This window comes from Glycomyces lechevalierae (assembly GCF_027622945.1).
Lineage (GTDB): Bacteria > Actinomycetota > Actinomycetes > Mycobacteriales > Micromonosporaceae > Glycomyces > Glycomyces rutgersensis.
The window spans coordinates 24,238-38,719 of record NZ_JAPZVQ010000003.1 but is presented as its reverse complement, the minus strand read 5'-3'; the positions used below and the strand labels follow the sequence as shown (position 1 = coordinate 38,719).

At 70.1% G+C, this 14,482-nt stretch carries 15 protein-coding genes and 1 tRNA gene; 2 read left to right on the top strand and 14 right to left on the bottom strand.

Annotated elements, in window-relative coordinates:
- Position 1: 1 nt before the first annotated feature.
- Genes O2L01_RS06535 through iolC form a run of 5 tightly spaced genes read right to left on the bottom strand, consistent with a single transcriptional unit; the run spans position 2 to position 6,078 of the window.
- A complete protein-coding gene (locus O2L01_RS06535) occupies positions 2 to 1,498 on the bottom strand; it encodes a CoA-acylating methylmalonate-semialdehyde dehydrogenase (protein WP_270121103.1) in 1,497 nt (498 codons plus the stop codon).
- Positions 1,499 to 1,508: 10 nt separating this feature from the next.
- Complete coding sequence (iolD, locus tag O2L01_RS06530; protein WP_270121101.1) at positions 1,509 to 3,389, bottom strand: 3D-(3,5/4)-trihydroxycyclohexane-1,2-dione acylhydrolase (decyclizing); 1,881 nt, start codon at positions 3,387 to 3,389, stop codon at positions 1,509 to 1,511.
- The gene (gene iolB / locus O2L01_RS06525) at positions 3,382 to 4,260 is read right to left on the bottom strand and encodes a 5-deoxy-glucuronate isomerase (RefSeq protein ID WP_270121100.1); all 879 of its coding nucleotides are present in this window, start codon (positions 4,258 to 4,260) and stop codon (positions 3,382 to 3,384) included. The genes iolD and iolB overlap by 8 nt, the downstream gene beginning before the upstream one ends.
- Positions 4,257 to 5,129, bottom strand: a complete 873-nt coding sequence (locus tag O2L01_RS06520; RefSeq protein ID WP_270121099.1) for a Cgl0159 family (beta/alpha)8-fold protein — start codon at positions 5,127 to 5,129, stop codon at positions 4,257 to 4,259. The genes iolB and O2L01_RS06520 overlap by 4 nt, the downstream gene beginning before the upstream one ends.
- Entirely contained in the window at positions 5,119 to 6,078 is a 960-nt protein-coding gene (gene iolC, locus O2L01_RS06515) for a 5-dehydro-2-deoxygluconokinase (protein ID WP_270121098.1), read from the bottom strand. The genes O2L01_RS06520 and iolC overlap by 11 nt, the downstream gene beginning before the upstream one ends.
- A 237-nt stretch (positions 6,079 to 6,315) precedes the next feature.
- Here iolC and O2L01_RS06510 point away from each other — a divergent pair, with 237 nt between their 5' ends.
- On the top strand, positions 6,316 to 7,293 hold the full coding sequence (locus O2L01_RS06510; protein WP_344469172.1) for a LacI family DNA-binding transcriptional regulator: 978 nt from the start codon (positions 6,316 to 6,318) through the stop codon (positions 7,291 to 7,293).
- On the opposite strand, the gene O2L01_RS06505 is transcribed toward O2L01_RS06510, so the two are convergent.
- Positions 7,290 to 8,465, bottom strand: coding sequence for an MFS transporter (locus O2L01_RS06505; RefSeq protein ID WP_344469063.1), 1,176 nt, complete (start codon positions 8,463 to 8,465; stop codon positions 7,290 to 7,292). The genes O2L01_RS06510 and O2L01_RS06505 overlap by 4 nt on opposite strands.
- 276 nt (positions 8,466 to 8,741) lie before the next feature.
- Complete coding sequence (locus O2L01_RS06500; RefSeq protein WP_270121095.1) at positions 8,742 to 9,035, bottom strand: SHOCT domain-containing protein; 294 nt, start codon at positions 9,033 to 9,035, stop codon at positions 8,742 to 8,744.
- Positions 9,036 to 9,214: 179 nt separating this feature from the next.
- Between O2L01_RS06500 and O2L01_RS06495 the strand changes: the two genes are divergently transcribed.
- Positions 9,215 to 9,631, top strand: a complete 417-nt coding sequence (locus tag O2L01_RS06495; protein WP_270121094.1) for a DUF7144 family membrane protein — start codon at positions 9,215 to 9,217, stop codon at positions 9,629 to 9,631.
- A gap of 81 nt (positions 9,632 to 9,712) precedes the next feature.
- On the opposite strand, the gene O2L01_RS06490 is transcribed toward O2L01_RS06495, so the two are convergent.
- The 7 genes from O2L01_RS06490 to O2L01_RS06460 form a co-directional block, all read right to left on the bottom strand.
- A tRNA-Met gene (locus tag O2L01_RS06490) sits at positions 9,713 to 9,786 on the bottom strand.
- 154 nt (positions 9,787 to 9,940) lie between these two features.
- On the bottom strand, positions 9,941 to 10,840 hold the full coding sequence (gene era, locus O2L01_RS06485; RefSeq protein WP_270121093.1) for a GTPase Era: 900 nt from the start codon (positions 10,838 to 10,840) through the stop codon (positions 9,941 to 9,943).
- Positions 10,833 to 11,171, bottom strand: a complete 339-nt coding sequence (locus tag O2L01_RS06480) for a cytidine deaminase (protein ID WP_270121092.1) — start codon at positions 11,169 to 11,171, stop codon at positions 10,833 to 10,835. Before O2L01_RS06480 ends, era begins: the two co-directional genes overlap by 8 nt.
- Positions 11,164 to 12,468 carry a hemolysin family protein gene (locus O2L01_RS06475; protein WP_270121091.1) on the bottom strand — a complete coding sequence of 435 codons (1,305 nt, stop codon included), beginning with the start codon at positions 12,466 to 12,468 and terminating at the stop codon, positions 11,164 to 11,166. Before O2L01_RS06475 ends, O2L01_RS06480 begins: the two co-directional genes overlap by 8 nt.
- Positions 12,469 to 12,474: 6 nt before the next feature.
- Positions 12,475 to 12,948 carry an rRNA maturation RNase YbeY gene (ybeY, locus tag O2L01_RS06470; RefSeq protein ID WP_270121090.1) on the bottom strand — a complete coding sequence of 158 codons (474 nt, stop codon included), beginning with the start codon at positions 12,946 to 12,948 and terminating at the stop codon, positions 12,475 to 12,477.
- The gene (locus tag O2L01_RS06465; RefSeq protein ID WP_270121089.1) at positions 12,926 to 13,972 is read right to left on the bottom strand and encodes a PhoH family protein; all 1,047 of its coding nucleotides are present in this window, start codon (positions 13,970 to 13,972) and stop codon (positions 12,926 to 12,928) included. Before O2L01_RS06465 ends, ybeY begins: the two co-directional genes overlap by 23 nt.
- Positions 13,973 to 14,114: 142 nt before the next feature.
- Positions 14,115 to 14,468: a histidine triad nucleotide-binding protein gene (locus O2L01_RS06460; RefSeq protein WP_270121088.1), complete on the bottom strand. Its 354-nt coding sequence runs from the start codon at positions 14,466 to 14,468 to the stop codon at positions 14,115 to 14,117.
- Positions 14,469 to 14,482 lie beyond the last annotated feature (14 nt).

Below are 14,482 nucleotides of genomic sequence, written 5' to 3'. Positions count from 1 at the left end.
CTTAGCTGGAGGTCGGGAAGTGGAATGCGGCGTCGACCGACTGCTTGACCTCGGGCCAGCGGGTGGTGACGGTCTTGGCGCGGGTGTAGAAGCGCACGCCTTCGGGGCCGTGGATCGGGGAGTCGCCGATGAGGGAGTCCTTCCAGCCGCCGAAGGAGTAGTAGGACATCGGCACGGGGATCGGCACGTTGACGCCGATCATGCCGACCTTGACCTCGCGCTGGAAGCGGCGCGCGGCCGCGCCCGAGGAGGTGAAGATCGCGGTGCCGTTGCCGTACGGGTTCGCGTTGATGAGCGCGATCGCCTCGTCGATGTCCGCTGCGCGGGCGACCGAGAGGACGGGCCCGAAGATCTCCTCCTGGTACGCGTCCATGTCGACCGTGACGTGGTCGAGGAGCGAGGGGCCGACGAAGAAGCCGCCCTCGTGGCCGGGGACGGTGAGGTCCCGGCCGTCCACGATCACTTGGGCGCCTTGGGCTTCGCCCTTGGCGACAGCGCCCGTGACGCGGTCCTTCGCGGCGGCGGTGACGACGGGGCCCATCTCGGAGGCCGGGTCGTCGCCGGGACCGACTTTGACCTCTTCGGCTTTGCGCTTGAGCACCTCGACCAGGGCGTCACCGGCGTCGCCGACCGCGACGCCGACCGAAATGGCCATGCAGCGCTGTCCGGCCGAGCCGAACGCAGCGGCGGTCAGGTGGTTCGCGGCGAACTCCAGGTCCGCGTCGGGCAGGACGATCGCGTGGTTCTTGGCCCCGCCGAGGGCCTGGACCCGCTTGCCGGTCGCGGACGCCTTCTCGTGCACGTACTTCGCGATCGGGGTCGAGCCGACGAAGGAGACGGCGGCGATGTCCGGGTGGTCCAGGATCGCGTCCACGGCGGTCTTGTCGCCGTGCACGACGTTGAAGACGCCGTCGGGCAGCCCGGCCTCGGCGTACAGCTCCGCGATCAGGTTCGACACCGAGGGGTCGCGCTCGGAGGGCTTGAGGATGAAGGTGTTGCCGGTGGCGATCGCGATGGGGTGCATCCACATCGGGACCATGATCGGGAAGTTGAACGGGGTGATGCCCGCGCAGACGCCCAGCGGCTGGCGGAAGTTGAAGACGTCCACACCGCGCGAGACCTGGTCGGAGTAGGAGCCCTTCAGGACGTCGGCGATGCCGCAGGCGTACTCGACGACCTCGCGGCCGCGGATGATCTCGCCGCGGGCGTCCTCGACGACCTTGCCGTGCTCCGAGGAGATCAGCTTCGCCATCTCGTCCTCATGCTCGACGAGCAGCTCCCGCAGGCGGAACATCACCTTGCTGCGCTGCGAGAGCGACGAGTCGCCCCAGGTCTCGAAGGCCTTCGCGGCGGCCGAGACCGCGGCGTCCACATCGGACTCCTCGGCCAGCAGCACCTGCTTCTGCGCTTCGCCCGTGGCCGGGTTGAACACCGATCCGGTGCGGGTCGACGCGCCGCGCGTGAACGCCCCGCCGATCCAATGCTCAATGGTCGTCATGACAAGTCCCTCAGAGGTAGTGGCGCTGGGCGCGCTTGTGGTCGGCGTAGGTCGCGCGGGCCGCGCGGGTGGAGTCGAGCTCGGACACTTCACTGACCGGCACTTCCCACCAGGCCGAACCGGGCGGGTTCGGGCCGGTCGGGTCGGTCTCGACGTGGACGACGGTGGTGCGGTCGTTGGCCTTCGCCTGGGCGACGGCCGCGCGGAAGGACGCCACGCTGTCGGCCTCGATGACCTCGGCGCCGAAACTGGCGGCGTTCGCGGCCAGGTCGACGGGGAGCACGTCGCCGTCGAGCAGGCCGGACTCGCCGTCGCGGTAGCGGTACTTGGTGCCGAACCGCTGGGAGCCGAGGGATTCGGAGAGCGACCCGATCGAGGCGAACCCGTGGTTCTGGACGATCACGATGATGACCTTCAGGCCCTCGGAGACCATGGTCGCGATCTCGGAGGACAGCATCAGGTACGAGCCGTCGCCCACCAGGACCACGACTTCGCGGTCCGGGGCGGCCATCTTCGTGCCGACGCCGGCCGCGATCTCGTAACCCATGCACGAGAACGCGTACTCGACGTTGTAGGCCTTCGGGTCCCTTGCGCGCCAGAGCATCTGCAGGTCACCGGGCATCGAGCCGGCGGCGTTGATGACCACGTCCGAGTCGTCGAGCACGTCGTTCAGCGCGCCCAGGATCTCGGTCTGGGCGGGCAGCGGGCCGTGGTTCAGGTTGAAGCACGCATCGGCGGCGACCTGCCATTCCTCGGCGAGGCGGCGCGTCTCCGCGCGGTACTCGTCGGCGACGCTCCAGCCGTGGAGAGCCTTCGCAAGCGCGCCCAGACCGGTCTTGGCGTCGGCCAGCAGCATCTCGGCGGAGTGCTTGGCGGCGTCGAGGCGGGCGACGTTCAGGTTCGCGAACGTGACGTCGGGGTCGCCGAACACGGTGTGCGAGGCGGTCGTGAAGTCCGAGTAGCGGGTCCCGATGCCGAGCACCACGTCCGCTTGGGCGGCAAGGGCGTTCGCGGCCGAGGTGCCGGTCGAACCGAGCCCGCCGACCGCCGAAAGGTGGTCCCACGGGATGGCGCCCTTGCCGGCGTGCGTGTCGGCCACGGGAATCCCGGTCGCCTCGGCGAAGGCCCGCAGCTCGACTTCAGCTTCGGAGTAGACGACGCCGCCACCGGCGACGATCAGCGGCCGCTCCGCGGAGCGCAGCAGCGCCGCGACCCGCGCGACCGCGTCCGGTTCCGGCATCGGGCGGCCGATGCGCCAGACCCGCTTGCGGAAGAACTCGACCGGCCAGTCGAACGCCTCGGCCTGCACGTCCTGCGGCAGGCACAAGGTCACGGCCCCGGTCTCGACCGGATCGGTCAGCACCCGCATCGCCGCCAGCGCCGCCGGGATCAACTGCTCGGGCCGCGAGACGCGGTCGAAGTACTTGGAGACCGGCCGGAACGCGTCGTTCACGGAGACGTCCCCGGCGCGCGTGTCCTCCAGCTGCTGCAGCACCGGGTCCGGCACGCGCGAGGCGAACATGTCGGAAGGCAAGAGCAGCACCGGAAGCCGGTTCGTCGTCGCCAGCGCCGCGCCCGTGATCATGTTCGTGGAGCCCGGTCCGGTCGAGGCGGTGCAGGCGAACGTCTGGAGGCGGTTCTTCATCTTCGCGAACGCCGCCGAAGCGTGGACCATGGCCTGTTCGTTGCGGGCCAGGTAATAAGGCAGGTCGGCCTCACCGATCTGGGCGGCCTGCAGGAGCGCCTGCCCGAGCCCGGCGACGTTCCCGTGGCCGAAGATCCCCCACACGCCCGGGATGAGGCGCTGCTCGATCCCGTCGCGCTCGGAGTACTGCGAGGCGAGGAACCGCACCAGCGCCTGGGCGGTGGTCAGTCGAATCGTGTCAGGCATCGTCGCCCTCCTTCTCCACGGCCGAGGACAGCGGCAGGCGCGGATCGAGATCCTCAGGGGTCCAGGTGGACCGGACCCATCCGTGCGCGGGGTCGTCGCTGATGAGCCAGGCGCGGTCCGCGCCGGGTCCGGCCATCACGTTCAGGTAGTAGAGGTCGTAGCCGGGGGCGGCGGCGCTCGGGCCGTGCCAGCCGTGCGGGATCACGACCACGTCGCCGCTGCGGACCTCCTCGGAGACCTCGATCGGGCGTTCGGGAGTGCCGTAGACGCGCTGCCAGGCGAATCCTGCAGGGTCGCTGACCTCGAAGTAGTAGATCTCCTCGAGCTCGGCCTCGCCGTCCTTCGCCTCGTCGTGCTTGTGGGGCGGGAAGGAGGACCAGTTGCCGCCGGGGGTGATGACCTCGCAGGCGATGAGCTTGTCGGCCTCGAAGGTCTCCGGGGTGCAGAAGTTGTTGACCTGGCGCGAGGCCTGGCCGGAGCCGCGCAGTTCGACCGGCACGTTCTCGGCGGGGCCGTAGCGGGCGGGCAGGCGGCGCTCGCACTTCGCGGAGGGCAGCGCGAACCGGCCGCCGCTCGCGCTGGTGACGGTTACTTCGGCATCCCTTGGGACGTAGACGAAGTCGGTGACGCGGCTGAAGACGTTCCGGCGGCCCTGGACCTCGAAGGTTTCGCCGTCGCAGATGACGGTGCAGCTCCCGGAGAGCGGCAGCACGAGCGCTTCGGCGTCGCCGGTCGTGAAGGTCGCGGTGCCGGAGGGCTCCAGCGCCAAGACCTTCAGCCCGGAGTAGCCCCAACCGGCCGATTCGGGAGTGACGACTGTGTCGTACGAGCCTTCGGCGGTGGACCCTGCGGGCCAGTAGTAGGTGCTCACAGCAGGCTCACCACCGCGTCGACGGCCCCGGCGACGTCGCCGTCGGCCGGGTAGAGGAGCGACCGTCCGACGGTCAGACCGACCACATTGGGCAAGCTCAGCGAGGCGCCCCAGCTTTCGCGTTGGGCCGCAAGGTCGGCGACCTCGCCGCCGAGGATCACCATGGGGAGCGTCGAAGCGGCCGCGACCCGCGCCATGTCCGGCGCGGTCGGGACCTTCAACCAGGTGTAGGCCGAGGTCGAGCCGAGGCCCGAGGCGATCGCGACCGACTTGACGACCCCCTCCGTCGTCAAGTCGTTCACGACCTTGCCGTCCACGCGCTTCGACATGAACGGCTCGACCATCGCGATCAGCCCACGTTCGGCAAGGGCGTCAACGGCATGCGCCGTCGCCTCCAGCGTCGGCGCGGTGCGGTCGTCCCCGAGATCGATCCGGGTGAGCGTCTTGCCGCCGTCGAATCCCATGCGGGCGATGGATTCAGCGCGCATGCCGGTGAACCGGTCGTCGATCTCGAACGAGGCGCCGGCGAGGCCGCCGCGGTTCATCGACCCGAAGACGACCTTCCCGTCCAGGGCCCCGAGCAGCAGCAGGTCCTCGAGGATGTCGGCGGTCCCCAGCACCCCGTTGCACCCAGGGTTCCGGAGCGCGACGACGAGCCGGCCGAGCAGGTCCCCGCGGTCGGCCATGGCCATCGGGTCGCCGCCCGTGGCGAGCGCGCCGCGGGCGGGGTGGTCGGCGGCGATGATGAAGCACTTGCCCGAGGGCCCGACGGGACTCGTGGCGCGTTTGCGGGCGTCGGCGGCCTTGCGGATCGCGGCGGGGTCGGTGAGGCGGATCCGGGCCAGTTCGGCGAGCCGGTCACTCCACATCGCGTGCCTCCTGCAACTTGCGCTCCACTTCGGCTTCGGTCGGCATGGCGTCGGAGCAGGCGAGTTCGCCCGCGACGATCGCGCCCGCCGCGTTGGCGAAGCGCATGATCCGCTCGGTCTCCCAGCCCGCGAGCAGGCCGTGGACGAGAGCGCCGCCGAAGGCGTCGCCGGCGCCGAGGCCGTTGACCACGTTCACGGGCGCGGGCGGCACTTCCACTTGGCCGCTGTCGTCGAGGGCGAGCACGCCTTTCGGGCCCTGCTTGACGACGGCGAGCGAGACGCCGGCCGCGCGGAGCGCCCGGGCGGCTTCGGCGGGAGTGTCCGTCGCACCCACGGCGACCTCGCATTCCTCACGGTTGCCGACCGCGACGGTGACGTGCGGCAAAGCCAGTTTCACCCAGTCGCGGGCGGCCTGGGGCGAGTCCCAGAACATCGGCCGGTAGTCGAGGTCGAGCACGGTGATCCCGCGCTTGCCCCTCGCCTCGAGCGCCGCGAGCGTGGCCGAGCGCGAAGGCTCCTGGCACAGCCCGGTGACGGTCACCCAGAAGACCGAAGCATCTCGGATGGCGTCGAAGTCCAGCTCCACCGCGCGAATGTCGAGGTCAGGAGCTTTGGGAAGCCGGTAGAAGTAGAGCGGGAAGTCGTCGGGGGGGAAGATCTCGCAGAACGTGACCGGCGTGGGAAGCCCCTCCGAGGTCCCCACAAACGCGTCGTCGACCCCGTACCCGCGGAGCGCGTTGCGCACGAACCGGCCGAACGGGTCGGCGCCGGTCTTGGTGATGACGGCGGCGCTGCGTCCGTACCTGGCCGCGGCTACGGCGACGTTCGTGGGGCTGCCGCCCAGGAACTTGCCGAAGGACTCGACGTCCTCGAGGCCGACCCCGATCTGCTGCGGGTAGATGTCGACCCCTACCCGGCCCATCGTGACGACGTCATGCCTCGCGGCCACAGGCACCTCCTCGTGCGTGAAATCTGGAGCGCTCCACTGTCGCGCGTTACTGTCGCGCGACAGTGATTTGGAATATACTCACTTCCGGGGCCGCGCGTCAAGCCGCCCCGCCGGACGGAAATAAACTCGGGTCACCGCCCGGTCGCCCCACCGAGGCCAGGAGAGGATGAGTCGTTGGACGAAGCGCTCGAGCCGCAGCAGCAAGAGGCCCCCCAGGGCGCCCCGCCGCGCGCCACGATGGCCGACGTCGCCAAGCGCGCCGGCGTCTCCCGCACCCTCGTCTCCCTGGTCCTGCGCGACCGCCCCGGCGCCGGGGCGGCGACCCGCGAGCGCGTCCTCAAAGCCGCCGAAGAGCTCGGCTACCGCCCCGACAGCGCCGCCCAGATGCTCGCGCGCGGCCGCAGCCGCACCCTCGGCGTCCTCATGAACCTCGAGCAGCCCTTCCACGCCGAGGTCGTCAAGGCCATCTACCCGGCCGCCGGGCAGCTCGGCTACGACGTCCTCCTCTCGGCCGTCGCGCCCGGCCGCGACGAGCACATGGCCACGGGAGCGCTCCTCGGCCACCGCTGCGAAGCCCTCGTGCTCCTCGTCTCCGACCCCGAATCGCACGCCACGGAACGCCTCGGCGGCACCGTCCCCACGGTCGTCGTCGGCCGCAAGGCGACCACCCCCGGCGTCGACAGCGTCCACACCGCCGAGGCCAAGGGCGTCCGCCAGGCCGTCGACCACCTCGTCGACCTCGGCCACCGCCGCATCGTGCACATCGACGGCGGCAAGGGCCCCGGCTCGGCCGACCGCCGCACCGCCTACCGCGCCGCCATGCGCCGCCACCGCCTCGCCGACGAGATCCGCGTGATCCCCGGCGCCCAGGACGAGGACGCCGGCATCGCGGCCGGGATGCTCCTCCTCAGCGAGGACTCGCTCCCGACCGCGGTCCTGGCCGCCAACGACCGCTGCGCGATCGGCCTCATGCACGCCCTGCGCAGCGGCGGCGTCGACGTCCCCGGCGAGGTCTCGATCGTCGGCTACGACGACAGCAACCTCTCGCACCTCTCCCACATCAACCTCACGACGGTCCGCCAGGACGCCACCGGCATCGCCGAGCACGCCGTCCGACATGCCGTGGAGCGCTTGGAGAACGGCGCCCTTCCCGGCCGCGAGACCGTCTGCGACGCCAAACTCGTCGTCCGCGCCTCGACCGCCCAGCCCCGCTAGGCGCCCTTCCGAACGCCGACCAGCGCGGCCATGAGCAGGGCGGTGACACCGGCCGCGACCATGACCGCCGACACCGAGGACCGGTCGAGCACCGCGCCGCCGAGGAGCGCGCCGAATCCGATCGTCGCCTGGAACGAGGCCGTGAACAGCACTGACGCCGCTTCCCGGGCGCCCGGCGCGGCGTTCGCGAACCAGGTCTGCGAGCAGACCGGCACCCCGCCGTACGCCGCGCCCCAGACCACGAGCAGCACGACCGCCCCGGCGAGCCCGTGCCCGAGCACCGGCAAGAGCAGCGTCGCGACACCGATCGCCAACGCCGCCAAAGCGAACGCGCCGCGAGGGAACCGCACGACCAGGCCGCCCAACACCAGGTTCCCCGCGATCCCGGCCGCGCCATAGGCCAAGAGCACCACGGTGACCGTGGCCGGACCCGCGCCCGTCACCTGCTCGAGAAACGGCGTGACGTACGTGTAGGCCCCGAAGTGCGCCAGGACGATCAGGAACGTCGCCGCCAGGGCGAACCGCGTGTCGACGCCCCGCAGCAGCCCCAGGAGGACGCTGGGCCGCGTGGCGACCTGCGCGGGCAGACGGGGCAGCGTGAACGCCAGCGCGGCGAGCACCAAGGCGCTCAACGCCCCGAGCACGACGAACGCGGTGCGCCACCCGGCGAGGTCCCCGATGAGCGTCCCGGCCGGAACGCCGAGCACGGACCCGAGCGGGACGGCGGAGAAGATCACGGCCGTCGCCCGGCCCACCGACGCCGCGGGCACCAACCGGTCCGCGAGCCCGGCGCCGATCGACCAGAACCCGCCGATGACCACCCCGACCAGCACGCGCGAGGCCAGCAGCAGCCAGTAGGTCTCGGCAACGGCCGCAAGCACATTGGCGACGGCCAGCAGGAGGATGAGCAGGCAGAGCATCAGGCGCCGGTCGAACCGCGCGGTCGCTACGGTGACCAGCGGCGCGGCCACCGCGGCCAGGAACCCGGGCATGGTCATCATGAGCCCGGCCATGCCGTCCGAGATCGCGAAATCCGCGCCGATCGAGGTCAGCAGCCCGATCGGCAGGATCTCCGTCGTGACGATGACGAAGATCCCCGCCATCACGGCGGCCACGGCAGGCCAAGAACCTCGTAGACGAGCGTCGGAAGCGGGCAGGGTTGCAGTGGTCATGGGCGGAGGTCCCGTCTGAGAGCGGCGAACAGTGCCGCTCAACTCCACCCGCAGACCACCGCGAATGCTGGCACGAATGCGACCTCAACGTTCCTGGCGTGAGGCCAGGAGGCCTTGCGATCGGGGAAGGCCGGGCCGATGCCCGATGCTCACGAGCAGCGCACCCCAGGAGGCGGGCCAGCACCCGTCGATCTCCCGCTCAACAACAGCGCGACGAGCGCGAGCGCCGCGGCCGTGACCAGGGTGTGGACGATGAACCGCATGGCCGGCTCCCGCTCAGGCCAGGAGCTTCGCTTTGGCGGCGGCGAACTCGTCGTCGGAGAGCACGCCCGAGGCGTGCAACTGGCCGAGCTGGTTCAGCTTCGCGATCATGTCGTCCCCGCCCGCAGGGGCGGCGGCGGGCGGCGGTGCGGTCTGCTGCTGGCGGTAAGCCTCCGCGTCGGCCTGCGTCTGCGCCCGGTTCTCCGCGGCGCGGTTCATCCCGCGGTTCACGGCCCCGGCCGTACCCGCGACGACCGCGGTCCGGGCCATCGTGCCGAGCAGTCCCGGTCGTCCGGCTCGTCGAATCATCGTGGCACTCCCATCGTGCGCAGGTTGAACGCGGCGAACACGCCCGCGATTCCGGACGCTACACGGAACCCGAACCTGCCCCGGCCGATTTCCCGAACCGCCCGCATTCGCCAACCCGCGGACACGCGGCCCTCCACGCGACGATGATCGAATCAGCCGCATTCGGATCGGGGGAAGCGATGTCATCGACGATCAGCACCAAACGGGCCCTGCCCGGAGCGCTCCTGCTCATGCTCGGCGGCCTCGTCCAAGCCGTCCAAGGCATCGCGGCCCTCTCGACCGGCGGCTACTTCACCGCCCCGCCCGGCTACGACTTCGGATTCAGCATCGGCGCCTGGGGCCTCGTCCACCTCATCATCGGCGTCCTCGCCATCGCGGTCGGCATCGGCGTCCTCCGCGCCAACGCCCTGGCCCGCCTCCTGGGCCTGGCCCTCGCGGCCGCCTCGCTCCTGGCGAACTTCCTCTGGCTCCCGATCGAACCCGGCTGGTCGGTCGTCCTCATCGCACTCGCCACCCTGGCCCTCTGGTCCCTCGCCACATCAGGACCGTCCCTCATGGCCACAAGGAACGACGACGCCACCAAAACAGCGCACTGACCACGAGACACCATTCACGCCTATCAGGAAACACAGAAAAACCCGGTTCCCTCTTTCGAGGAAACCGGGTTTTTCATCCAGTAGCGGGAGGCGGATTTGAACCACCGACCTCCAGGTTATGAGCCTGGCGAGCTACCGAGCTGCTCTATCCCGCGTCGGTAGTTAAAGAGTACATGATCCCATTCCGGTGCTGCCACAGCGGGGTCCGTGAGCGCAGTCACCGCGCGTTCACCTGGTGTTTCTCGGGAATGGGGAATGCGAACGGCCCGGCTTCCCGCGAATGGGAGGCCGGGCCGTTCGCGATGTCGGTCAGAAGCCGAGGCGTTCGAGCATCTTCGGGTCGCGCTGCCAGTCCTTGGCGACGCGCACGTGGAGGTCGAGGTAGACACGGCTGTCGATGAGCTGGGCGATGCCCTTGCGGGCCTTGGTGCCGACGCGCTTGAGGCGTTCGCCGCCCTTGCCGATGATGATGCCCTTCTGGCTGTCGCGCTCGACGTAGATCTCGGCCCAGATCTTCTTGCGGGGGCCGCCGTCGGAGTCCTCGTCCTCGACGTCCTCGATGACGACGGCGAGGGAGTGGGGCAGCTCGTCGCGGACGCCTTCGAGGGCGGCCTCGCGAATGAGCTCGGCCATCATGACCCGCTCGGGCTCCTCGGTGATCATCCCGTCCGGGTAGAGCTGGGGGGACTCGGGCAGTTTGTCCGAGAGGACGCCCACGAGCTCGTCGAGGTTGTCGCCGGTCTTGGCCGAGACCGGGACGATGTCCGCGAAGTCCGCGAGGGCGGCGACGTTCGTCAGGTGGCGCACGAGGGCGTCCTTGGAGACGAGGTCGATCTTGGTGACGACCGCGACGACCTTCGCGTTGAGGTTGGCGATCTCGCCGGCGATGAACTTGTCGCCCGGGCCGGGCTTCTCGTTGGCCGGCAGGCACAGGCCGATGACGTCGACTTCGGACCAGGTCTGGCGGACGAGGTCGTTCAGCCGCTCGCCGAGCAGCGTGCGCGGGCGGTGCAGGCCGGGCGTGTCCACCAGGATGAGCTGCGAGTCCGGGCGGTGGAGGATCGCGCGGACCACGTGGCGCGTGGTCTGCGGGCGCTTGGAGGTGATCGCGATCTTCTGGCCCATGATCGCGTTCGTCAGGGTGGACTTGCCCGCGTTGGGGCGCCCCACGAAGCAGGCGAAACCTGCACGGAAGTCATTGCTAGGCAAGACGGGTCACCTCTTTGCGAATGACCGACCAGACGGTGAGGTCGGCACTGATCTCCCGGGCGGCCTGGAGGCCGTCCTCGTCGGACGCGGTGCCGAAGAGCACCGCGGCCTCAAGCTTGTCGGCGCCGGCCGCGTAGGCCTGCGCCACCGCCGCCTGGAGGGCGGTGAGTCGCAGTGAGGGGAGGTCGACGGCCGCCGAGGCGTAGGTGCGGCCGATGCCGTCGCGCACGGCCGCGCCGGTGGGCTGCTGGACGCGCCCCGCGGCCCCGCGGGCCAGCGTGGCGAGTTTCGCGTCCTCGGCGTCGAGCGCGTCGACGTGAAGGTCAGACATTGATCTTGTGCCTCTCATCGTTCTCGGCGGCCGCAGGGGCGTCGCCGGCCTCGGGCAGGCGCGCGACGCGGACCGTCTCGATGCGGTTGCGGCGGCCAACGGTACCTTCAGCGGTCAGCTCGAGTCCGCCCAGCCGGGCCCGGTCGCCCGCGAGCGGGACCTTCCCGAGTTCGGCGGCGAGCAGTCCGGCGACGGTGTCGACGTCGAGTTCGGGCAGGTCGACGTCGAACAGCTCTTCCAGGTCCTGCACGGAGAGCCGGGCGGTGACGCGCGCGGTGCGGTCGTCGAGCCAGGCCACCGGGGGGAGCTCGTTGTCGTACTCGTCGGTGATCTCGCCGACGATCTCCTCGAGGATGTCCTCGATGGTGATGAGCCCGGCGGTGCCGCCGTACTCGTCCACGACCGTGGCGATGTGGATGCGGGCGGTCTGCATCTCGCGCAGCAGGTCGTCGACCGGCTTCGAGTCCGGGACGAACGACACCGCGCGCATGACCTCGCTGACGTGCGGGTTGACGCGGTCGTCGAGGCGCACGAGGTCCTTGAGGTAGACCACGCCGCGCACGTCGTCGAGGTCCTCCCCCACGACCGGGATGCGCGAGAAGCCGGAGCGGAGCGCGACCTGCTCGGCCTCGTCCGCGTGCATGTCCGCGGGGACCCACACCATCGCGGTGCGCGGCACCATGACCTCGCGGGCCACGGTGTCGCCCAAGGCGAACACGGAGGCGATCATGTCGCGCTCCTCGTGGTCCACGGTGCCCTGGGCCTCGGCGGCGTCGACCATCTCGCGGATCTCGATCTCCGAGGTCGCGAACGGGCCTTCGCGGAAGCCCTTGCCGGGCGTGACCGCGTTGCCGACGAGGATGAGCACCTTCGCGAACGGGCCGAGGGCCTTGCCGAGCAGGGCCACGGGCCCGGAGACGGCGAGCGCGATCGGGTAGGCGTGCTGGCGGCCGAGCGTGCGCGGGCCGACGCCGATGGCGACGAACGACACGACGGTCATGATCGCGGCGGAGATGCCCACCGCGAGCCACGAGTCCTGCCAGGAGTCGAAGGCCACGACGGCGACTATCGCGATCGCGGCGGCCTCGCAGGCCAGGCGCAGCAGGATGAGCAGGTTGAGGTGGCGCGGCAGGTCCTCGATGATCTTCACGAGGGCTTCCGCGCCCCGCTGACGCTGCTCGGCGAGCTCGGCGGCGCGGGCGGGCGAGACGGCCGTGAGGGCCGAGTCGACCATGGCCGCGGCCCCGGCCACGACGGTCAGCGCGACCGCCGTGGCCAGGAGCGAATACGGGATCATGCGGGCCTAACTCTCCGCTGCGGCGTCGCGTTTGGCCCGCCAGGCGTCGAGCAGCCGGTTCTGCAGGCCGAACATCTCCTTGGCCTGCTCGGGCTCGGCGTGGTCGTAGCCGAGGATGTGGAGCACCCCGTGGACGGTGAGCATGTGCATCTCGTCCGCGGTGGAGTGCCCGGCCTCCTTGGCCTGGGCCTCGGCCACCTCGGGCGAGAGCACGAGGTCGCCGAGGATCGGCGTGCCCGGCTCGGAGGAGTCGGGGCGGCCGGGCATGGCGTCGTCCATCGGGAACGAGAGGACGTCCGTGGGACCCGTGCCGCCCATCCAGCGCTTGTTGAGCTCCGTCATGTGCTCGATGTCGACGACGAGGATCGAGAGTTCGGCGAGCGGGTTCACGCCCATCTCGTGGAGGGCGAAGTCGGAGACGGCACGGATGCCCGACTCGTCGACTGCTCGCCCTGACTCATTGATGATCTCGATGCCCACGGTTTCCTCGTTGCCCCTTCTTGGCGGGGTCGCCGGTGCGGGCGTCCCACTTCTCGTAGGCGTTCACGATATCGCTGACGAGCTGGTGCCTGACGACATCTTCCGCCCGGAGGGTGGCGAAGTGCACGTCCTCGACGCCTTCGAGGATGTCGCGGACGACGCGCAGCCCGGAGGTGGCGTTGTTCGGCAGGTCGACCTGGGTGATGTCGCCCGTGACGACGATCTTCGAGCCGAAACCGAGCCGCGTCAGGAACATCTTCATCTGCTCGGGCGTGGTGTTCTGCGCCTCGTCGAGAATGATGAAGGAGTCATTCAGCGTCCTACCCCTCATGAAAGCCAGGGGCGCGACCTCGATCGTGCCGGCTTCCATGAGCTTCGGGATCGACGTGGGGTCGATCATGTCGTGGAGCGCGTCGTAGAGCGGTCGCAGATACGGGTCGATCTTCTCGAAGAGCGTGCCCGGCAGGAAGCCGAGCTTCTCCCCGGCCTCGACGGCGGGGCGGGTCAGGATGATCCGGTTGATCTCCTTGGCCTGCAGCGCCTGCACGGCCTTGGCCATGGCGAGGTAGGTCTTGCCGGTACCGGCCGGGCCGATGCCGAAGACGATCGTGTTGTTGTCGATCGCCTCCACATAGTGCTTCTGGCCGAGCGTCTTGGGGCGGATCGCCTTGCCGCGCTTGGAGACGATGTTCTGCGTCAGGACATCGACGGGCCGCTCGCCGGGGGCGGCCTTGAGCATGTTCTCGGTGCGCCGGATCATGTCCGGGTCGACGCTCTCGCCGTTCTCGACCAAGGCGAGCAGCTCCTTCACGAGTCGTTCCGCGGCGTGCAGGGCGCCGTTGAGTCCGGTGAGAGTGATGGTGTCCCCGCGTACGTGGAGGTCGACGCCGGGGTTGCGGCGTTCGATGTAGCGGAGGTTCTCGTCGGCGCGGCCCAGCAGTGCCATGAGCGAGCTCTGGTCTCCGACGGTGATCGTGGACGTGATCGTCGAGTTTCGCTGGCCGTTGTCAGAGCGGTCGGTCATAGGCTTCGCCCGCGGAGGGCTGTTCGCCACCTGCTTCCCAAAGTGAGACTTGCAGCGGCCTTCAGGCCGCTGTTCGACATGCCTCAATGGTAGTTGCCGCCTGCGACACACGACAACGAGTAATCGCGGACGCGGTGTGATTTCAGCTCGAAAGCATCCGTCCGAGCGGTTTTCCGCCGAAGACGTGGAAGTGGACGTGGAACACTTCCTGGCCGCCGTTCGCGCCCGTGTTGGCGAGCAGGCGCCAGCCGTCCTCGGCGACGCCCTCCGCGGCCGCGACCTCGGCGGCCGCGTGCAGGACCGCGCCGGCGAGCTCCGGGTCGGCGGCGGCCAGCGCGGCCGTGTCGCGGTAGTGCTCCTTGGGGATCACCAGGACGTGCGTGGGGGCCTTCGGGTGGAGGTCGCGGAAGGCGAGCACGCGGTCGGTCTCGAGGACCTTCGTGGAGGGGATGTCCCCGGCGACGATCTTGCAGAAGATGCAGTCGGTGTCGGTCATGCCCGGAATCCTAG